Genomic DNA, 23,566 nt, shown 5'->3' on the forward strand with positions numbered 1-23,566 from the left:
TGCAGGAATTGGTAGATAGGTTTACTTTTGTAGTATGTATGAGAGAAAAACAATACCCAACTTAAATTGTGGACTTGATCTTATAGGTGAAGTGCTCTACGGCAAATGGAAGATACGTTTGCTTTGGTTTATTGATCAGGGACATAAGCGTCCAAGCGAATTGCAACGCAAAATACCGGATGCTTCACGCAGGGTTCTCAATATGCAGCTGAAGGAATTAGAAGATCATGAACTTGTTTCAAAAGTAATTTACCCTGTTGTACCGCCAAAAGTGGAGTATAGCCTGACAGATTTTGGAAAAACGCTAATTCCCATAATTGCAGCCATCGGGGGGTGGGGAGATGAGCATGAAGAGCGATTGCGAAAGCTAATATTGAAAAGGTTAGAAAATTAGAATCTCTGTCAGAACAAGCATTTTAGGTAATGTTTTTTTTTTACTTTGTGAAAGATTGTCTACTGTAAAAATAGATAGAAAACTTGTAGTAGAAGTGTCAAGTTAAATATAATTGTGGTGTAGTGAGGGTGTTTAGCCTTGTTGGTAACGTTCTGTCACTACAGTTTGCCCAAATCCGTTGTAGTAATAATTAGTGGCTGATTTTAGTATTCATTTTTTATGGTATTTATTTCTTGAGAAGTATAAAGTATAAACGGACTCTTTGGAAATGGCATCTTTCATTAGTGTATTTAAGGGAACTGAATTTCTTATACAGGCTCCGTTTGATGTTGAAATGACTTCAGTGTCATTTTCGTGAGATTTATATATTTGATTAATCTTGGGATAATTTCTTTCCATCAAACCAATAAATGCAAAATATCTAACAACTGGATTTTCATCATTAGTTAAGTAAATCAAATCATCATTTGAAGCAACAGTCATTAAATTAATGTAGCTTGGTGTATGAAAAACGAAATCAGCCAAAATACAAGTTTCGTATTCACTAATATAGGAAACTTCTTTTTCAACTTCTGAATCGAGTTTATACCCACAGGATATTAAAATAAAGAGTATAAAGAGTATTAAATATTTTTTCATCGCTTTTTTATTCGTAAATAATATGGACTAGATATCAAAGGTTCTCGGCTATGGCAAGTCCAGTATTTCAAGGCACTTACTTATACATTTAGCAGTTAGTTTCTTTTGTGTAATAACTTCCATTTTATCACTTTAGCCCGAATTTGCTATAGCCGATGCTAGCGACTGTGATTTTCATTCCAATCTAGTTTTGTAATTTTATTTCCCTCAATTATTAGTACAGATATTTCTCTATTCAAGCCTGTTCCATAATGGTCTAAGTTCATTAAAGTGTATTTACCATATTTATTAGTAATTGGGTCGTGAGTATATAAATCGTTAAAAAATAAAGGATTAACAATTTCAATTTCATTATTCTTAATCTCTGCAATAAAGGTTAATTCAGAAAGATGAACTATATATAATACCTTGTCTTGATAATCAAATGACGAAAATATTTGGAGACCATAAAAGTCTAACTTTTTTTCAAAGGCACTTGATTTGTCAGTATAACCTAACGCTTCTCCATTTACTGATTTTCCAATTTCATTTGGTTTAGCCAAGGTCAATTTTGTAGGGTAAGGTATAGTTTTTATTTCTGCCGAACCACCACCGTGACCTAAATGTGCTAATACATTATATCCTTTTGATGTTTTGATAACTGAATTGGCACAAGTCGATTCAGTAAAAAATGTTTTTGAAGATGATTTTTCAAAAAAATAAACTGTTCCTCCCCATTCCCCGAAACATTCCCCGTAGACAATAAATTGATTGTCTTCAAATAGTTTGGGTTGATTTTTTAGAGGAAAATTTTCTTTGAATTTTGTCCATTTATTTCCATTCCATAAAAAAATTGAATTACCGGATAATCCGCCCAATTGATTGTCAATAATCCAATGATATTTGAACTTTTTAGTGTTCAATTTATTTTCGAGTTCTGTATTTCGTTCAAAATTTTCAAGTTTGAAACAAGTAAATTTTCCATTTTCAAAAAGTGTAACGAGTGAGTTCTCGTATATGACTGAAAATGATTTAGGAAAATTCTTTACGTAATCTTTTTCTTCTTCAGCATCATCATGTTTGTCAGAGAAATATGGATTTTTAATCACTAAATGAGTTGTGTCAAATTCAATATAATTATCACTTACAGAAACATTGAATTTGTCTTTGTAAGGACTTGAATATAAACTATCTCTTGTTACAACAACATCTTTCCACGTATGTTTTTGAAAATGCTCAACAAGTTTGTTTTCAAATTTCAGTTGTAAACTTTGAGCAAAGCCTGAATTTGAAAGTCCAAATATTAATAATATGTACAGAAGTTTTTTCACCATTGCCTGTAACTTGTTTATATGCCCGACTTTATCAAACATACCCACCCAAATCGAGAGTGATAAGTCTGATTTCCGTCAGACTTTATTTCTTCAAATATAATCATAAATCACTATAAATCATCAACTAGGCTTTTACACAGTTTTTAGGACAGTCTCCAAATAAGAAAACAAAAAAACAGGCACTACCTTGCTATTATAGCGAAGGTCGCACCTGTCAGTAGTATACTATTGAAAGTTATTTAATTATTTCGGACTAACCGAAAACTCTTTTACAAAAGGTTGCAACTCAATTCCTGCTTCATAAAGTTGCGATTTGGTCTGTTCCAACACATCGGAATGCATGGCCCAAAAGTCGTCGTTTTTCGCCCATGGCCTAACGGCAATCGTCACCCCATTATCCACCAAGCCAGTCACAATAACCGCTGGAGCAGGTTCCTTTAAAACCCTTGGGTCGTTTTGTATAATCGTGTTCAGTATGTTTTTCACTTCCTGCAAATTAGAATCATACGAAACCGTAAAGTTAATATCGGCTCTTCTTGTTCCTGCTACAGAATAATTGATGATGTTTCCGTTGGATAAAGCACCATTGGGAACAAAAATTGTTTGATTATTCGTGCTCGAAAGACGGGTCACAAAGATTTGGATTTCGGCAACGGTTCCCGAAACGCCTTGTGCCTCGATAAAATCACCCACACGAAAAGGCTTAAACAAGATAATCAACATTCCACCAGCAAAATTCGAAAGCGAACCTTGCAAAGACAAGCCAACGGCCAAACCAGCCGCTCCCAAAATGGCAACGAAAGACGAAGTGCCAATGCCTAACTTATCGATAACCGAAACGAACAGCAAAACCCTTAAAACCCAAAGCACGATGTCGGCCAAAAATTTTGACAATGTTGGGTCTAAATTCCTTGCCACCATCAATCGGCGAATCATCCTGTTGAGCAGTCGGATAGCATAGAGTCCGATGAATAGGATTAAAAATGCAGAAATCAATCTTGGCGAATAATCAACCAAAATGGTGATGAATTGGGAGGTATATTTCCCGATGTAGTCGGTTCCTGTAACCACTTGTGTTTCTAGGTTTTCCATATTAATTTTGGTTTATAAAAAATGCCCTTTCGGCTATGAAAGGGCAAAATTAACACTTTAACATTCGTTCTGAAAAAGTTTAGCCTAAAACTTACGTTAAAAAACGGCTTCTAGTCGCCAATTTCGTCGGCTGCTTTTTGTCCCGAAGTTTCGGGATGAATTTCAGCTCGTTGTGCTTTTTTCTCTAAAATTTCTTCGGCTTCCTCTATTTCTTCCGAAACGGTTGCTGCGATTTCCTCTGCTTTAACTTCTGCAGCTTCCACTTTTTCAGCCACGACTTCCTTCGCTTCTTCTACTTTTTCTTTCACAACTTCTTTTGTTTCTTCGGCTTTAATCTCAACAAAATCTACGGTTTGTTCTTTCTTTTCATGAGCCTGGTCAACAAAATCGGTCACTTTTTCCTTTACCGTTTCATACGCTTCAATTGCTTTTTCCTTCGCTTCTTCAGCAAATTCTTCCGCTTTATCTAAATAAGGTGCCGCTTTTTCCTTTGCTGTTTCCAGATATTCTTCGGCTTTCTCGATAATTGGGGCAGCGTTTACTTTCGCTTTTTCATAGTTCTCCCTTGCAAATTCTTCTACGTTTTCTGCAACCTCTGTTGCTTTCTCTTTGGATGAACCAAAAAGATTCCTGAAAAAAGTTCCTAGTCCCATAATTTTGTTTTTTAGTTTATCAAACGTACAAAAAAAGGACTAACAAATTTATAATTAGTGTTTTAATTCTGATAAAGTCCGTTCGAAATCTTTTGAAGGGATTTGACAAACCCGATTTTGACAGAGGTAAAAAAGCGTTTCGTTTTCCACAAATCGATCACTTAAAAACGGCAATAACGAATGATTTTCGGCTCCAGCCAAAATGATATTTGGAAGGTAGTTCCGGTTGATTTTATGGATGAAATGTTTTGCATTTTCTCCCGTAACCACCAATTCTTTATTTTGTTCGGAAAAATTCAAAAACACATTCATCCAATTGGAAAAAGCCGAAGGATAATCGATATTCGGAACAATGTTTTGAAGCATTTCCTGCACCACTTCCTCATAATAAGAATTTCCAAAATAGATGGAAAGCACAAATAAATTCTCGGCTATAACCGAGTTGGAAGCCGGAATCACGTTGTCTTCTGTTTCATAATGTTTGGAAATTAAGGCTTCATCCAAATCAGATGTAAAGGCAAAAAACTTCTTCTTTTCGTCATAAAAATGTTCGAAACAATAATCGGTCAATTGTTTGGCATTCAAGAGCCATTTTTCGTCGATTGTTACTTCATAAAGGGCAATAAAACTATTAATCAAGAGTGCATAATCTTCCAGATAGGCATTGATGGTACTTTTGCCGTTTTTGTAATTTCGAAGCAGATTTCCCTCTTCCGTCCAAAGATTTTTGATGATGAAAGTTGCGTTTTCCAAGGCAGTTTTCAAGTAGTTTTCATCTTGCAAAGCTTTGTAGGCATCAACAAAACCTTTTAGCATAAGGGCGTTCCAAGATGTCAGACACTTATCGTCAAGCCTTGGCTTGCTTCGCTTTTCTCTTTCGGTATATAACAAATTTTCCCAAGATTTCTTTTTTGCTTGAAGCAGATGCACCTCGATTTGATTTCTTGAAGCGATTTCTTCGAGAGGATCTTTTTGAATCAGCACATAATTTCCTTCCTCCCAATAGCCAAAATCATTGATGTTGAAAACTTGGCTGAACAATTCGAAATCGTCCTTCATCAATGATTGCAATTCTGCCTTTTTCCAAACATAAAAAGCACCTTCTTCCAGATGTTGGTTTTCGGTCAAACTATCGGCATCCAAGGCACAAAAGAAACCACCTTGATCATTTGAAAGTTCCTTTGAAACGAAATTCAAGGTTTTTTCAATCACTTCTTTATAAAGCGGATTTTTAGTCAATTTGTAAGCGTCTGCATAAAGCGAAACGAGTTGTCCATTGTCGTAGAGCATTTTCTCGAAATGAGGAACATGCCATTTCATATCAACCGAATATCTGGAAAAACCTCCATCAACGGTATCGAAAAGTCCTCCGAAAGCCATTTTTGTTAGGGTAAGATTTACAAAATCTAGTAATTCTTTATTATTTGTTTGATGACCATATCGCAATAAGAATTTATAATTGTTGGGCATCATGAATTTTGGAGCACGAGCCATTCCACCAAAATCGTGGTCGAAACTTTTGATCCATTTTTCGAGGAGTGGATTGAGGGTTTCTTCTATACGATTTGAACCACCCCGTCCTTCGGCCACCCCTCCAAAGGAGGGGAAGTTGGAGCGGAATTGGTTTAGGTTTGTTTTATTTGGAGCTTGAATATCGTTTAAACTTTCGATTCCGAGATGCAGTTTTTCGGCATATTCGATCATCTTTTCGGGATTGTTTTCGAAGAGTTTTTGAAGCTGTTCCAAGGTTTCAATCCATTCGTGTTTTCGGAAATAAGTGCCACCCCAAACAGGTCGGCCGTCGGGAAGGCAAACGGCATTCAGTGGCCAACCGCCTCTTCCGGTCATGATTTGAACGGCTTTCATATAAACGGCATCAATATCTGGACGTTCTTCACGGTCGATTTTGATGTTGATGAAATGCTGGTTCATGGTTTGGGCCGCTTCGTCGTCCTCGAAGGTTTCGTGTTCCATGACGTGGCACCAATGGCAAGCGGAATATCCGATGCTGACGATGATTAACTTGTTTTGATTTTTGGCTGTTGCCAAAGTAGTGCTGTTCCAGGATTTCCAGTGTACTGGATTTTGGGCATGCTGGAGTAGGTAAGGGCTGGTTTCTTGGGATAGTTCGTTCATAAGGAAATCTAGATTTGGGCTTTGATGAGTGTTGTTGTTTTAAACTGCTTGTTTACAGTATGGCTCTTTGATTCAAAGATACTCAAAAAAGGCAATAAGGCTTTATCGCTTTATCATAACCATTGAAGCAACTTTATAAGTAACCTTCAGAAGAGGGTAAACAGGATTTGAAAGGATTTGAATTTAATTTGGATGCTCCTTATAAAGAGCGTATTGTTTGCGACTCTTTATGTCGATCTAGTTATATCCGTTACGGAGTTAAAGCTAGAATATATTGAATATTGTAGATGTTTAGAATTATAAAGCCTGTGCTGATTTTCAGTATAGGCTTTAAAATTTTTGTAGGATTAAAATTACGTATTTATACGTATAGGAAATATGTAAAATAAGATATTAATTTGAGCACATCCAAAATAGATTACAAAAATTAACTTTTACTACGGAAAAACCGTAATAAATATTTAAAAAAACTTTTTATATTTGCTTCTTTAAGAAAAATTTAACACGTAAAAAAGTATGGAAAAAACAGTGTTCTATTCATTATTGCTTTTTAGCATGACAAATGTCTTATTTTCTCAAAACACTATACCTGATCATGCTTTATGGTTGCATGGAGAGAGTGCTGTTGGTAGTTCAAAGTCAGGATTAAAAGACAGCCCTCTTTTTAATTTTAATCCAGTGTTTTTTTCTTCTGATGATAAGGATCTTATTCATAAAAACATATTGGAAAGCAAATATTCTTTATTTGTGGTTTTCAAATCCGATGTAGAAGAAGAGGTGAACCTGTTGAATTTAAAACTCAATGGTGCCAAGACTACTATATCGAACAAACAACTTACCAATAATAGTACCAATACTTATAAGAAAGTTGAAGCTAGGCAGGGTATGGTTCTGACCTATCTTGTTGGCCATGAAAAGAAAGGCAGGAACAGATCTAGCCTGGTTTTGGAAAACCTCTCTAGGCCAAATACAGAAGAGGGCTTCAGGAATGACATCATGGAGTTGCTCTATTATCCTAGGTTGGTTAATGAATTGGAAAAGCAAAAAATAGAATCCTATTTGTCAATCAAGCACGGCATCTCCCTTATTGGAGAGGTCGACTATATCAATTCTGAAGGGAAAAAAGTATGGGATTCTAAGGAAAACAAGTCGTTTAACAATCGTGTGACTGGTATAGGGAAAGATGAGGCAATGCATCTTGATCAAAAGCAATCAGGAAATGCAGAAAAGGATGGGCTTTATATCGGACTAGGAACTATTGCAGAATCCAATAAGAAAAATGTAATAGATAGACCTGATAAATCCTTTCTTCTCTGGGGAGATAATGGGCAGTCATTAAAGATTGAGTCCAACAAAAAAGAAGCAGGTGCTATAAAGAAAATGAAAAGGATATGGAAAATGCAAAGCACAAACGAAAGTCAATCTATGCCACTTCCAACACAGCTTATGATAGACAAGGTTGCTTTTTTTATTGAGGAAGAAAAGGAAAACCCGAACAAGAAAAATGACTTTGTATGGCTGGTGATAGACAGGAACAGCTATTCGGATTTTGATTATCATAATGCTGAATACTATATGCAGTCACGGGATGAAGAGGGAAAATTATTTTTTGACAATGTGGAATGGGATACTGACAATAGTGGCTCCGATACCTTCACCTTTGTAAAAGGTCCTGATTTCTTTGTCAATTATAAAATTACTGATAATGATTGTAGTAAAGAAAAAAGTGAAGCAGAGCTTATAATTGTTGGAGGTAAAGTACCATTCAAGCTTGATTTCTCTACACCTGCAACTACCGAATCATATTCTTTTGAGGAACGTTCATTTAGGATGTCTGAATTAGACCCTAATGATTATCTCGTGAGTGTAACGGACAAGATGAAGAGGATACAAAGTGACACTCTGACTATAAGTGGATTAAAAAACGTATCAATATCTCTGGAATCTCAATGGTATCTGAACGACTCGAAAGAAACAATAGTAGCACCACAGATTGACAACCCTGAGGACCAGAAACTTTCCTTTGAATGGAAGAAAGGAGAAACACTACTTTCAACAGAAAGACAATTCACGGCCGTAGAGGGCGGGGATTATGCCTTGGTTGTTTCTAATGAGCTAGGCTGTCAAAATGAACTATTCTTTAAGGTAACATCTTCAGATTTATCAGTCCAAGGCTGGACACTCTATCCCAATCCCGCAAAAAGGGACGAACCTTTTAAGATTAGGTTCAATCTTGAAAAAGAATCAGAGGTATCGGTTGCTATTTTTGACTTTTCCAATAAGTTGTTAAAAAGCAACTATTTAGGAAAAATGAAGGATGCTGAATATTCAGAAACACTTTCCACAATCGGCACTTTCTTAATTGTTGTGAACATTGATGGAAAGGCAGAATCGACCAAAATAATCATACGATAATCGATAGTAACTATATACAAAGAACTTATATGCAATTCAATAATCAGAATAGTAGAAAGAATACCACTGTTAGAAAAATAGTTTATAACATCATGCTCTTTTCAATGCTGTACAGCAGTTTTGTTGCTCCAGCACAAGAGCTTGTATATGCCTACTTCAACCAAGAAGAAGGGTTGCATTATAAGGGCTTTAGAGAAGCAGCTGAAGATAATCCCCAAATGGATGCGAACCACCCTGATGAAGAAGCTGTGAAAACACCCACAGAGGAACCTTACGCGCCATTTGCGAAAAGGAGCTTTTCGGAACCTTTGGAACATGTGATGACATCTGATATAAAGCATGGTTTTATTGGGGTTACAAATGAAAAGCCTTTGGATGATGCTTCGGACAATATCTTCAAGGTTTTTATAAAGGATATGCCAGAAGAACAAGCCAAGGTTTATCTGACCTATGAGCTATATGGGCTTCAGGATTATACAGGCGTTTCGAGAAGCATCAATGACAGGCTGTCAACAGGTGGCCATATCATCAAGCACCAACAGGCGTGGACTTTACAAAAAGAGGAAATTGATGCGGCATGGCTTCAGCCGGGAGAGAACAGGATTATGTTTGGTATTCCTCAGGGTGCCAATCTGCACTATCAGGTTAAGAATCTAAGGATTGAATTTGATGAAAAAGATAGTGGCTCTTTTCTGCCAGTGCTATCAACAGCAAGACCTCTGAATAATTTCATAAAGGATAACAAGCTTTATATAAAAGGCTTTTTAAGGAACCAGATTTCGAAAGAAGTTAGCGTGTATGTTGAGGACACAAAACTTTCTATCCATGACGGAGAGTTTGAAGGCTTTTTAGAATTGACCGAAAAGCTCAAGCAACAAAAGTTCGTAATTATAAAAGCTGTTGATGCAGATGGACTTTTAGGACAGGAAATAATAAATTTTGACAATTTGATAGAGGCCGATAGATTGTTTCCAATGGAAAGCCATCCACAAAAAGCAACCTTTGCAGTCGAAGCCAAAAAGGAGGCGATTTTAAGAACGGATGGAGCGTCAATTACCATCAAAGACAGTGCACTGGTAGAAGACAAGGAAATAAGCATAACCCATTTAAGGAGGGTAGATGTTGCCCCAATGGCATCGGGCATGATCAACGTAACCAAGGGAGGTTCTGCCTACAGATTCCTTCCCGATGGAACCAAGTTTAATAAGATGGTCTCCCTTTCAATCCCGTATGACGAAAAGCTTATTCCTAATGGTTATAGTGCTAAGGATATCAAGACCTTCTATTTCAATACCCATTCTAAAAGCTGGATTCCTGTTGCAAAAGATACGATAGACGAAAAAGAGAAAACGGTCATCTCGCTTACGGATCATTTTACAGATTATATAAACGGAATCATTCAGACCCCGGAGAGTCCAGAAACGGCAGGATTCACACCCACCATGATGAGCGACATCAAGGCCGCCGATCCTTCATCTGAAATCACATTGATCAGCCCGCCTGAAGTTTCGCAAAAAGGAGAGGCAAATATAAGTTACCCGATAAAGATTCCTTCTGGAAGAAACGGGATGCAACCGCAACTTACCCTGCAGTACAATAGTGATGGAGGTAGCGGTTGGCTGGGACAAGGCTGGAACATTAATATTCCTGCCATATCAATGGATACGCGCTGGGGAGTGCCAAAAATTAATGACACGCATGAAACGGTTATCTATACGCTTGGAGGCGAACAATTGATGTATCCTAAAATAACAAATAATGAAGGCATTAAAGTGGATTGGATGCCCAACAGGCAATTTGATGCAACTTCAACGGTTACCTCTACCGATGCCAGACTCAAAATAGCTAATAGTCCAAGTACTGTATTCACTCCAAGAAAGCAGGGTAGTTTTGCTAAGATTGAGCGTATGGGAAGTAGTCCCTCAGCCTATTATTGGAAAGTGACCAATACGGATGGAACCATAAGCTGGTATGGAGGAAGAACAGCGGTGGTTGCCAATGCAGTTATAAAAAATGCCGATAATAATATTGTGCATTGGGGGTTGTATATGACAGAGGACGTTAATGGAAATAATATTGTGTATAGCTATTCTAATCCAGAGAACGATATCGGTGCAATCCCTTCGCCTAATCAGAACTTAAGTGGTTCCAAAGTCTTTGTAATCAACAAAATCTCCTATACTGGTTTTGGAGGACAGGTCAACAATGCATTATATGAGATCGTATTCAATAGAAAGACAGGATATAGACAGGATGCTACGATAGATGCCCGCTTGGGTGTCAAAATTGCGGATTGTTTTTTTCTCGACAATATCATAATTAAGCGCAAAACTCCCACGACAAGCCCAACGATAAGAAAATACCTTTTTGATACAGGTTATGGTAAGTTCAAAAAGGGTAGGCTTAATAAGGTGTCTGAATTGGACAAGGATAGCAATGAATTTTACAGCCATACATTCGAATATTATGATGATATAAAGCAAGGCGATATAGATGTTTTCTTTTCTGCTGGAGTAGAGGTCAATGCCTGCAATGATGTGTATGAAGACTGTCTGGACAGCGATGGAGACGGCGTTTGCGATGAGAATGATGATTGCCCAGAGGTTTACGGAACGGTCGACACCCAAGGTTGTCCTGATCCAGTAGATCAAAATTGCATGGAAGTTAGTTTTCCTATGCCCTTGAACAATATAGTGTATAAGCATACATTAGGGAAAAGTTTTGAGCTTCCCTATTCCGATGAAAGGTGTATTTATGGTCTTACTCGGATAAAGGATTTTACAATAGGAAATGTGACAGTATCGGCTGCAGCACAGAATCTATACCTTACACATTATCAAAATAATAGTCCAACCAACCTGTGTCCACCCACAGTTACTCCTTCAAATACTTTTTCGATTAGGAATAACAATTTTGAAATTCCAGCACAGAATTGGATATCGTCACAATTTAGTGCAAATAATGCAAATGTATCCAATGTCAGTGTGACTAATTCAAGTTTCATAATGTTTAATTCAAGTTCCTTCTGGAGCGACGCGGGATTCTATAATTATCATGGTATGGCTCTCACGTTCCTGTCCTCACTGCCCACTTTGCCGGTAGACTATAATTTGCAATATCGTGATGCAAACACTCCTTATTTTAGTGATGTGGAGTATACGGGAAGCAATCAATTACAGACCTCAATACATTCTGGAACGGGAACTTCGGCTGTATTTAAAGTAAACAATGTGTTACTGAGCCCTTCCTCTCACAACCTTGCCACCAATCTGGCCACGTTTATAACTGCGTTCAAACAGCAGTATGGCGAGCAGGCGGAGATTTCGGTAACGGATTATATAGTGACCATACGGGTCTATAATCCTGCAATTGCCCTCAATACCATACAGGTTGGTTCGAATGTATATAACTTTGTTAACTGTAAGGGAACCCCGTTGGCACGCGGAGCCAAGGATGATGCCACTCTAGGAGCTAGCAATAATTTTTTTAAGTCCAAGCTGGAGGAACTACCCGAAAAACTAGAAAACACAACGTTTAGCAATCCTGCAGGTGCTTTCAGTTATGCATTCCAAGGTACCGAGCTTATCGGTGATCCTGACTGTCCTTCCTATCTAAATTATGACTACCTAATACAGGGCTACAATCCTTCCTTTGACACCTCACTTTCATTGCTTGGTTCAAGTAATACGAAAGCACAAAACTTTGGTGCCTATCTGGGATTGGGTATAGGATGCAAGTGGTTTACCAAATCGACTACTTTTGGTTACCAATGGTCTTTTTCAGAAGATACCAGCAAATCGAAGACAGCCATGGTGGACATCAATGGCGACGGACTTGACGATGTTGTAATTGATGAGGATGGTGAACTATCGTTCAAGCCACACAGGATTGAACGTACCTATGACGCTGAAGGCAATGTGACCGTGACCCATAGTTTCGGGCCCAAGAAGCGAATTTTTGGTATTGACAGCTTCTATAAATCTGTTGGGGCCTCAAAATCGGGCAACTTTCAGGTAACCTACGGTATCAGTAAAATTGGCGGTTTTGTAGGAAAGGACAAGGGACGTTCTGAATCTACCTCGAATATTTATTTTACCGATGGAAATGGCGACGGATTGATTGACGTAGTTAAGAATGGCGTGGTCTATTTTAACAAGTTGGATGTAAACGGAAACCCAACGTTTAGCAATGATAGTGCAGTTACGGAAAACCTTGTGATTGTGGCCGAACCTATGACAGTTGAAGTGCCGGAAGAGGTAACCCCTCTACCAATACCCAACTATGATGTGGTAAAGGTTTGGGAAGCCCCTGCTGATGGGCAAATCAAGATTATAAATAGTATTTCAAGGGCAGTAAATTCACCACCAACGGATGAGGTGGTGGCGACTATTGAGATGGGGAAGTCCACTGTGTCATCTAATCAATGCTCAAGTGTTAGTTTTCCTGTACCTAAAATAGTTCAAGCATATAATAAATATCGTTTTCAGATTGGATTTAGTTTTTCAACACATTCAAACTGCCTACCAATTTCTGCAAGGATAAAGAATGTTGTTTTAAATGGAGGGAGCTTTAACAATCAGGTTTTTACAGCTAGTAATCCCAATCAACTACTTTTTGCACACGGTAATCTAAATAGCGGACTGTTAAATCAATGTCCTAGTTATCCGATAACAATTACATACCCTGATCTTGACCCGATAACACAAAGTTTAAATGCTCCAAGCAATATATCAAACTGGTATGGTACAGTTGTTTTACAAAGTATACCTCATGTCATCACAGAATCTGTCAATAGATCAGGAGTGAGGCTAACAAATACTAATAGAATTGATAATATCTATGGATTTACAACAAGATTCTGGACTCCAGTAAATTTAACAGGTTCTAAAATAAATTGGGAGATGTATTATGACTCTACCTGGAATTCTATTTCTTTTGGAGGTAACAATACCTTGCAATCCTCAATTGGCCAAGAAGGAACTGAAAATATTTCATCAGGAATGCAATCCAATGTTTACATAAATGGACAACTCCTGCCAGGAGGGCCTTTTAATTTATTTGACAATCCACAAATATTCAAAAATGCATTGGAAGCACAATACGGACCAACTGTAAGTTTTAGCGGACCCACATCAACCTCTCCAAATACACCAATATCTTTTCAAATATTTGGAAGCCAAGCGCTAAACACTATCAAGATAGAACCCGTCAATCAACCAAGCCAGGCAATAGTTTATAACTTTACAGTAAGTCCTCAATGCAATAGTCCAAGACCAGCTGAACAGAATGAAGTTACTGAAACAAACAGATGGAAGGATATCCCTCTCAGTAAGGAAGCACAAAATATAGCCATAAAAAGATGGGTGGCTGATGGCAATGAACTCAACCTGCCTATTCAGGAAACACCGGTTAATTTTGGCTTTGATGCAACTGATAACAAAATAGATAGTACACTATCTGGAAGTTACATTTTTACAAAAAAGGGAAGTGAAGAATCATGGCTGGATGCTAAAGGAAATAAGGTAGAAAACAGCAAAGAAATAACCTCCCTGAAGGTGATCTTAGGTGTCGATATGGAGGATTTCTATAAAAAAACACAAGAACAAAACAAGATAAGCGAAAATGAAAACAGAAAGAAATCACAGATAGAAGCACAGGCTTGGCTAGATGATTATTATCAAAAACAGCAGGAAAAGATCAATGCACAAGCTAGGATCAACCTGCAAACGTGTTCTGATCTGCCTACTGAAATGTGTTTATTGTTTGGTACACGATTGACAGCGACCAACAGTAGTGTCAGCAACACCATCACTACGGCTTCAACCAATTGCAATGCAAGCGGCGGAAACCTTACGGTGAAGAAAGGGGACCGTATCTATTTCAGGATACACTCCAACAATACAGCAAACCCAGCGGTAAATTGGAACCCGAGGATAGAATATACGAATACGACGATTAACACAACTGTAGACCAGGACGCCAATTCAATATACAAGAGCTCCTATTCGGATGGTTTTATATTGTCGAAGAACGAACCGCTTGTTTTTCCGGCCAACACTGAAGGTACTGCAAAAATTACTTGGACGCCCATTACTGTTACAAATCCATCAGATAATATAACTTACAAGATTTTTAAACGAATTGTTACAGCCAACGTAAACAATGATGAAGTAGCAATCGATGAGTATGAAGTTTTTACTCAAACATGTCAAACTGCAACAACAGCAACAATCTCACATCCACTTCCTCAAGGTGTCATAGTATCAGTAGATAGCAGCCTAGATTCTTCGCTTTCATCTACCGAGTTTTACTTCCAAGTAACTTCCAGTTCCAATGTAAAATGGAATCAATTTCAATGGAAGCCAACGGTTACATTCAATTATGATGCTCCTGTCATTGGAGAAGGCGGACAGCAGGAAGGTGTTGTAGAGAGCTCAGAGAAATATTATCCCATAGTGGATTATTCGATCTATAAATCCTACCCTTGTTCTCCGGCCTATACAATGGTGGATTTGACTCAACTGCCAGGAGGAACTGGGTCATCCCGTTTTATCACCATCAACAATACAGGCAACAACTTTACAAACCTCTTTACGGGTATCGAGAATGCCAATCTCTGGTTTGTGGTGAAGACCAATAATAAAACCATAGTTCGTAAGCAGATTATCAAGACTCCAGGTGGTGTAAACATACTTCCTAACAATGATCCTGTTGCAATACCTACGGGAAACACGCCACTTGAAATTGGTTTCTATGCAGACGACAGCCAGCTGATGGACGATCAGGTGTCCAGCCTATCCAAGCTTGCATTGGCCTCCAATTCATTTGTAAGAATGACGTTTAACAATAATCCTTATGATGTCCCAGTAAATAAGGTCAACCTTTACCAAAGATCTAATCCTAAGTTTGGTCCTATGTTGCGTCAATGGGGACAATTCATGTACAATCCGGATGTAGTTCAGGGAGCGGTGACGTCTGCCTATGGCAATTTGATAAAGGAAAACGCACTGACGTTTAACCAAGATCAGGCTACCGCCATCAATAATGCCGTCAATTATCTCAATAATCTGGGAGAAAATGGCCTGACCGAAACGGCACTGGACAGTTTTGAGGCTACCTATGGAAGCCTGTCAAAAATGCCCCTATTGATTGCAACCCCTGCAAAAGTAACCATAGGAGGTATCCTATACGAGCGCTGGAAAGGAACACACGATGAAAATTATTCGTCTTCTGGTGGCTTTAGGGCGGCCCGTATGGATCAAGGGGGTAATGATTTTGGAGTGGAAGCCTATGATTATCAAGGAATGCTGGAAACGGGTGCCTTTGCCATCAATAAGATTTCTAGGGGAGATACCCAAAATTTTTCTGGAGGAGTGAGCGTAGGTTTTGAAAGTTTTTCAGTAGGAGTAAATGCATCCAAAGTGCTATCAGGTAATAATACCTCCATTACGGATTATGTTGATTTTAATGGCGACCGCTATCCTGATATTGTAACTGCCAATGCGGTTCAATATACCAATACAACAGGTGGGCTCAACGCTCAAGTGGGAGGTCTCGGAAATGTATCGACTGCAGAGAGTGCTGGATATGGTGTGGGTGCACAAGGAAGTTACAGCAAGGGTGGCGACAAGGGATCCAGTCCCAAATCCAGCGACAGTTCCTTTCCAAGGTTTGAAGGCTTTAAGGGTAACTCGGGAGGTGGCATCTCGGGAAGTTTCTCTAAAGGGACAAGTATAGTGAAAGGCCATTGGATGGACATCAACGGTGACGGACTAGCAGATTTATTGCAAAAAAGCGGTGACAATGTTATGATCAAGTTGAACCGTGGCTATTCTATAGAACCCATAGCTTATGCATGGACAACTTCTACAAATCCTACTACACATGCAGGCAAGATATTTAACAGTGCCTCTGAAAATATTTCAGGAGGACTGGGCATCAACAAATGGAACGGTAGTGTGGAGGCGGGAATCTCTCTGACCTCTGCCTGGAACAGTACAGAGCACACCTTGGTGGATATGAACGGTGATGGATTGCTGGACTATGTTGGTACAGGAGATAACATCCATCTAGCCATCAATCAGGGAAACAAATTTACTAATTTTGGCCAGCTGTCTTCCGCCTTCAATATGAAAAGAGAGTCGGTGAGTATTGGTTCTACCATAAACGCATCGGCAACGGCTGCGATAACATGGCCATTGCCTTTCGGTTTCTGCCTAAAAATCCCTGCTGTATCCTTATCGGGCTCCATTGCATCGACTACAACGAGCAAAACTAAAAAATCAATTTCTGATTTTGATGGCGATGGCTATCCTGATTTGATTGAGGATATAGGAAACAGCAAATTAGTGGTGCATTCCTCAAACGTGAGAAGGACTGACAAGTTGAAAAGGGTGACCAATCCTTTAAAAGGTGCCTTCCTGATCGACTATAAGGTGCAGAAAGTGGATTACAACAACCCTCATGCGAAATGGGTGATGAGCGAGGTCGTAATCAGTGATGGTTATGATAAGATGAATGACGGGAATGACACCATCAGGAAACAGTTCAAATATGAAAACGGACGATACGACCGACGCGAAAGGGATTTCTACGGCTATGAAACGGTGAAGACCATTGATACAAAAGTAGATGGTGATGACAACAGCACAGTGTACAGGACTATGGTTTCTAAATATCATAACAAAAGCTACTTCCTTAATGGGCTTTTGAAGGAATCCTATATATTGAAAGGTGATGATGAGTCCAAGAAATTTTCAAGGACAGAAAATTTCTATGAAGTGCGGATGCTGGACGACACCAATACAAAGATGACTCCCAATATGCTTCCCTCAACATTTGATGTTGGAGGCAAGGAAGGCCGTCGCTCTGCAGCTGTAGTGTTGGTTAAGACCAAGAACTATCTTTACGAGTTGAACAATACGCCGTTGCTTACTTCACAAGTAAATCTATTTTATGACGATCTTGGCAGGGTGGTGATGCATCAGAATATGGGCAACATTAATGATCCGGCCGATAATTATACTTCAAAGATAACCTATCACTCCAATGCCACATTGGATGCGAAGCATATCTTGAATGTGCCTTCTTCGATAATAGTTGAGGCACCTTCACAGATGAGAAGAAGGGTCACAACAATAAATAACAATACAGGAAACATACTCACGATAAAGGCCTATTATAATCCTTCGGAATTTACAACTACTACTATGGAGTATGACAGCTATGGAAATCTTACCAAGGTAGCCTATCCTCCAAATGATAGTGCTGAATCGATGTATTATAAATATACATATGATGCAAACTTTTATAAGATTCAAAAAATTGAAGATGCTTACGGATATTCTTCACAAATCAGCTATTATGATACGGCTAACGCCTCCAATAATTTTTACTACGATAACGACAAAGTGGTAGAAACAACCGATCTGGCAGGCAACAAGATGAAGTATGCCTATGACTCTTTTGGAAGGACAACAAAGATAATTGGCCCTAAAGAGATAGCGGCAAGCAAGCCCTATACTCTTAAATTCGACTATTATTTAAAACATACGGCTCTGGGTCTCAGTGAAAATGTTTTTGTACCCGTTGCCGTAACTAGCCATTATGACGCAGGACATCCAACAAACGATATACAGACGTTTACTTTCGTGGACGGTTTGGGTAGGCCGATACAGGTCAAGAAAGACATCGAGCTTAACATAGGTACTCCACAATCACCCAATATGGTGGAACATCTTTCGGTTAGTGGTGCCGTTTTCTATGATGAATTTGGAAGGGCCATCAAGCAATACCACCCCTATTATCAGACCAAAGCATTGAATACGCAATATATTATGTTGCAGTACGATACTGAACATCATTCTGCTACGGAATTTGATGAATTGGACAGGCCAGTAAAAAGCTTAGATCCTGATGAAAATGTATCTACCATGACCTACAGTATCGACCAGAACAACTCAGGCGTGATGGCAATCAAGACAAGGACAGTCGTGTCTCAAAACGACAGCCAGGAAATTATAAGCGAGACGTATAAGGATGTATCAGGAAGGGTAATTTCGACCATGAATCTTGGAGATGATGAGGTGTGGACACAATTCACCTATAATGCGATTGGGGAGCTTCAGGAATATAAGGATGCAGGAGGTATGATAACTTCTTATGGTTATGACCTTCTAGGACGTAAGATTGGGGTAAAGCATCCTGATAATGGAACTACGTCTTTTGAATATGATAAGGCAAGCAACCTTACCAAGATTCAGACCCATAATTTGATGGTTGATAATTCAATTCCGCAACAGGACAGGTTCATTAAATATTCTTATGACCATAATCGAGTGCAAAAAATTGAATATCCAAACACTCCATCAGGGGACAACATCAGCAATGTCTATTACAAATATGGCTCTTCAGGAAACCAAACAGGAAGGCTAATATGGCAAAAAGACGCCACGGGCGAACAGGAATTCGATTATGGCATGATGGGCGAGATGACCTATAACAAGAGGACGGTTGTAGGGCCCAACATTCCAACACGCGTGTTCGAAACAAAATTTGGGTATGACAGCTGGAACCGTCTGCAAACCATGCAGTATCCCGATGGAGAAGATATCAGTTATTCCTATGATCTTGGAGGAAACCTGAACAAGGTCACAGGGATGGTCAACAGCCAGAGCTATGATTATATCAAACGTATTGATTATGACTACTTTGAGCAACGTAAGTATTTGAAATATGGCAATGATACCGAGACGTCTTATGCCTATACTGCTACGATGAGGCGAATGAAAAACCTGAATGTCAAGACTGCCGATCAACAGGACCTATTCAACAATGATTATGGATATGACAAGGTTGGGAATGTGGTAAACATCGATAACAGTGCAGGCATAACCAGCAACAATATGGGTGGAAAATATAGTCATAGGTTCGGATACGATACCTTCAACAGACTTGCGGGTGCCGAGGGTAGTTTTGACGGCAGTCCTTCGCAGGCCAATAACGGAAACGATTTCCAGAGCAATTATAGCCTCAATATGAAATACAACAGCACCCATGGGATTGAATCCAAAGGGCAGACGCATATTAAAAACAATGCGACCTTTGGGGCCAATACATATAGTAATGATTATAAGTACTACGAAGGCACCCATAGGGTAGAAACCATCACTAATGGAAACCAAGTGGAAAATTTCATGTATGATGACAATGGTAATGTTAAGAATAGGAGCAATGCAGAGACAAGCTCTGATTATTACTGGGACGAGTCCAACCGCCTGCGTGTTTTCTATTCCAACTACAAGATGCAGCATTATATCTATGATGCCTCCGGCGAAAGGGTGTTAAAGGCAGGTTCGGACAACGAGGCCATCTACGAGAATGGATCGCTGGTAAACCCTCCATCGGTAACGATGAACAGTTACACTACCTATCCGAGTGCCTTTATGGTGATAGATCCTAACGGCGTGTACAGCAAGCATTATTATGCAGGCTCTCAACGCATCGTGAGCCGTTTGGGCGATGACAAGGCTGATATCTTCAACGAGAAGAAGTCAAAGTCAGGAAAATCGGCAAGCGATGGAGCAACGGAATTTGACGAAAAGGCAGTACAGCAGGCTCAAATAGCCGACCTCCAGCAATATCTTGAAAAGGCAAAATTAGGCAAGGCTACTTTCAAGGAGTATAAAGGCACAACCTATCAGGAAGAGGAAAAAGCCCTGCAGGACGAAGCCTTGGAAGACAATCCGGAGTTGCAACGTGCTCCTGAGCCTGCAACACCAATATACTTCTACCATCCCGACCATCTGGGCACCAGCACATTTTTAACAGATGCAAATGGAAAGGCCTACCAATTTTTCCTAAATTTACCATTCGGGGAGACGATGGCCGAGCAATATCCCGACAGCTACTACAAGACACCGTTCAAGTTTAGCGGCAAGGAGATGGACGAGGAAACAGGTTTGCACTATTTTGGTGCTAGGTATTATGATTCTAGGAGCAGTATTTGGTTGAGTGTTGATCCGCTGGCGGAAAGCTTTCCTAACTGGAATCCGTATAATTATACGATGCAGAATCCTATTAATTTAGTGGATCCTACGGGGATGTCGCCTGAAGGGACTGAAGGAGACCCCAAAAAAGGAAAGCTAACAGGTAGTTCAAACTTACTTATATTTACAATGGACAATGGTAATATTGATGAAGAGAAGATGAATGCCACTTCTGGGGAATATGATTGGATAGCGGTAAATAATCCACAAGAGGCTGAAAAAATATTAAAGGAAAAATATGGTTCTAAGAAAGGATTTATTAAAAACCTTGCTTGGAGATCCCATGGAAGTGCTGAAGGAGCTGAATTAGATGGTAATATTTCTGCAGGGAGTTCAACAGCTGATCCCTCAAAGAATCCTTCTTTAAATTATATAAAAGGCTTATTGACTGATGATGCTAATGTTATGTTTACCGCATGTTCACTAGTTGGAGGTTCGTTACAGCCTGAGACCAAGTACTATGAATCAGGAAAGAAACATGCTGAAAATTTTTCTTCTTTTTTTGTAGGGAAATCAAATAGAAAGTTATTTTTAAATTACACATTAACTAGTGCCACCAGCAACAATTATGATTCATTTAATTTTGATAAACAACTACATAATCAAGAAAGGGCTGGTTTTTTGCAGTATAATAAGAATGGTGTATCAGCAGGTTTCTATGATTTAAAAGTTAATAGTTCAGGAGGAATGAGTAGCAAATATTTGCGTCCAAACAATAGATTTGGAATTACACCAGAAGCTAAAAAAACCTTCAGAAATTTAAAGCACTAAGTTATAATAAAATGTTTAAGATGATAAGATATAGTTTAATAGCAATTTTTCTGTTTTTTTGTTCCAGTAAAGAAACAGAAAAGTGCATAGATAGAGGTATAAAAGTGGAGTATTTGGGCGATATTGATAAATTGATTAAAGACGGTTATAAATGTGAAACTAAATTTAATCATTTCAATATTGAAGAATTGAAAAACTGTAAGATTTTATTTTCTGATCAAAACTATAAAATTGTTTATAATGGATATAAGACAAGATTATTGTTTGATAAGAAAGAAAATTTAATCATTGCAATTAATTCAATCACACCACATTTTAAAATTATAAAGGATAGACCCTTTTCATTGTATATTCTTAATGAGAAACTTATGCCTGTCTATGCAATTGCTAGATTTGGTGAAAGCAATTTTTCTGTATTCAGAATAGAATATTTAAATGGCAAGATTATTTTAAGCAAGGCAATAGATGAAGAAAGCAAGAACATCAACGTTTGCAATATGAAGTATACTCAAATAGTAGATTTGACAAAAAAGATCAAGTATAAATTTTCTTATAAAAAGGAAAGGCAGACTTTAGATAATTACTTTTACAAAGTTCCCTTTTGGACTGAGGGTTTGGATTAACCCGACCGCTTGGATATCCACAACCGATAGCGAGGATTTATAATCCGTGCCGACAAACAAAATTAAAAAACAAAAGTCATGAATATTCATGGCTTTTCGTATTTTTAAAGAAAAATGTCAACCCCAATCATCTGGGAACAAGTACATTTTTAACAGATGCAAATGGCGTAGCCTACCAATTTTTCCTAAATTTACCATTCGGGGAAACGATGGCCGAGCAGTATCCTGACAGCTACTACAAGACACCGTTCAAGTTTAGTGGCAAGGAGATGGATGAGGAAACAGGTTTGCATTATTTTGGTGCACGGTATTATGATTCCAGGACTAGTATTTGGTTGAGTGTTGACCCGCTGGCCGAGGAGTTTCCTAATTGGAATCCGTATAATTATACAATGCAGAATCCGATTAATTTGGTGGATCCTGATGGGAGAAGTGCGAGTCCTCCTGATGATCATTTTGATGCAAATGGCAAATTTTTATATACTGATTTTAGAGCTACAAACAATATTATAATCCATGGAAATACGAATGTTGGTTTAAATAATGATGAAGTTAAATTGTCGGATTATAATTTCAATAAAGATAATTATAAGGTTTTATCAAACATACTTAAGCATTATTCTACAGAAGCTGGAGTAGATCTAAATAAATTATATAAAAATGATTTTTCTTTTGCAGATGAAATAATAACAGGCCATAAAGGTGGGCAACCAGTAGGAAGAGTTGAACTTTATAATGAAGGTAATTATTCACCAACTGATTTATATGCTAGAACCCCTTTAATGACCACTAATAATGAAGAGTCAAAAGTGACAGTCCAACTTAAAGATGGAAAAGTAAATTCAATACTTAATGATAAATTTAATTTAATTAGTGCTTTGGATCACGAAGGTGGTCCAATAGGACATTTGTTAAATCCACAAAAGAGGCATTCAGATATTTACAAAGAACAGATAAAAAAATATGCAAAAACTGTGACGGAAGATTTTAATAAACTGTTAAATAAGAACTATCATGATTATAAAAAAATAGGAGAATGAAAAAACTATTAGCATTGATTATATTATCATTTTTACTAATGAAATGTAATAATTATAAGCAAATTCGGATAGAATCTCAAGAGTTAATATATGATTCTTTAAATAATAACCATAAACTGTTCGATCTGAAGCTTTACACAACTTTAAGTTTCGAAAAAAATATGACTAAAAAAGATTTTTTCTTAATAATTTCAAAAGATACTTTTCCTTTAATTAAAATTGATTCAATAAATCATTCAAGTAAGGAAAAAAAAATAGAATTTTTTACTACAATAAACTTAAAGACAGATGTTTTTGTAAATGATTCATTATCATTAATTGTTTCCAAAAATAAGATAATTACTTCAGATGGAAGAATCATATCCAGAAGTAAAGCATATAATTTTAAATCTTTAATGACATTTCGCAATAATAAATTAGGAGAAGGTTTAGATATGTGATTA

The 23,566-nt window shown here is 38.1% G+C and carries 11 protein-coding genes; 6 read left to right on the forward strand and 5 right to left on the reverse strand.

The window, feature by feature from the left end:
* Positions 1–34: 34 nt before the first annotated feature.
* The gene (locus J2X31_RS16015; protein ID WP_310028088.1) at positions 35–394 is read left to right on the forward strand and encodes a winged helix-turn-helix transcriptional regulator; all 360 of its coding nucleotides are present in this window, start codon (positions 35–37) and stop codon (positions 392–394) included.
* 210 nt (positions 395–604) lie between these two features.
* Here J2X31_RS16015 and J2X31_RS16020 read toward each other — a convergent pair whose 3' ends face one another.
* The 5 genes from J2X31_RS16020 to J2X31_RS16040 form a co-directional block, all read right to left on the reverse strand.
* Positions 605–1,033 carry a hypothetical protein gene (locus tag J2X31_RS16020; protein ID WP_310028091.1) on the reverse strand — a complete coding sequence of 143 codons (429 nt, stop codon included), beginning with the start codon at positions 1,031–1,033 and terminating at the stop codon, positions 605–607.
* A 158-nt stretch (positions 1,034–1,191) separates the two neighbouring features.
* Entirely contained in the window at positions 1,192–2,385 is a 1,194-nt protein-coding gene (locus tag J2X31_RS16025; RefSeq protein ID WP_310028094.1) for a hypothetical protein, read from the reverse strand.
* A gap of 204 nt (positions 2,386–2,589) precedes the next feature.
* Positions 2,590–3,438: a mechanosensitive ion channel family protein gene (locus J2X31_RS16030; protein WP_310028097.1), complete on the reverse strand. Its 849-nt coding sequence runs from the start codon at positions 3,436–3,438 to the stop codon at positions 2,590–2,592.
* A 110-nt stretch (positions 3,439–3,548) separates the two neighbouring features.
* Complete coding sequence (locus J2X31_RS16035; protein ID WP_310028099.1) at positions 3,549–4,091, reverse strand: YtxH domain-containing protein; 543 nt, start codon at positions 4,089–4,091, stop codon at positions 3,549–3,551.
* Positions 4,092–4,145: 54 nt separating this feature from the next.
* The gene (locus tag J2X31_RS16040; protein WP_310028102.1) at positions 4,146–6,227 is read right to left on the reverse strand and encodes a thioredoxin domain-containing protein; all 2,082 of its coding nucleotides are present in this window, start codon (positions 6,225–6,227) and stop codon (positions 4,146–4,148) included.
* Positions 6,228–6,743: 516 nt separating this feature from the next.
* Here J2X31_RS16040 and J2X31_RS16045 point away from each other — a divergent pair.
* From J2X31_RS16045 to J2X31_RS16065, 5 genes are all read left to right on the forward strand, one after another.
* A complete protein-coding gene (locus tag J2X31_RS16045) occupies positions 6,744–8,642 on the forward strand; it encodes a T9SS type A sorting domain-containing protein (protein WP_310028104.1) in 1,899 nt (632 codons plus the stop codon).
* A gap of 29 nt (positions 8,643–8,671) precedes the next feature.
* Positions 8,672–21,460 carry a SpvB/TcaC N-terminal domain-containing protein gene (locus tag J2X31_RS16050; protein WP_310028107.1) on the forward strand — a complete coding sequence of 4,263 codons (12,789 nt, stop codon included), beginning with the start codon at positions 8,672–8,674 and terminating at the stop codon, positions 21,458–21,460.
* A gap of 20 nt (positions 21,461–21,480) precedes the next feature.
* Entirely contained in the window at positions 21,481–22,083 is a 603-nt protein-coding gene (locus J2X31_RS16055; protein WP_310028110.1) for a hypothetical protein, read from the forward strand.
* 131 nt (positions 22,084–22,214) lie between these two features.
* Entirely contained in the window at positions 22,215–23,123 is a 909-nt protein-coding gene (locus tag J2X31_RS16060; RefSeq protein ID WP_310028137.1) for an RHS repeat-associated core domain-containing protein, read from the forward strand.
* Positions 23,120–23,563, forward strand: a complete 444-nt coding sequence (locus J2X31_RS16065; protein WP_310028113.1) for a hypothetical protein — start codon at positions 23,120–23,122, stop codon at positions 23,561–23,563. Before J2X31_RS16060 ends, J2X31_RS16065 begins: the two co-directional genes overlap by 4 nt.
* Positions 23,564–23,566: the final 3 nt, after the last annotated feature.

Source organism: Flavobacterium arsenatis (genome assembly GCF_031456785.1).
Classification (GTDB): domain Bacteria; phylum Bacteroidota; class Bacteroidia; order Flavobacteriales; family Flavobacteriaceae; genus Flavobacterium; species Flavobacterium arsenatis.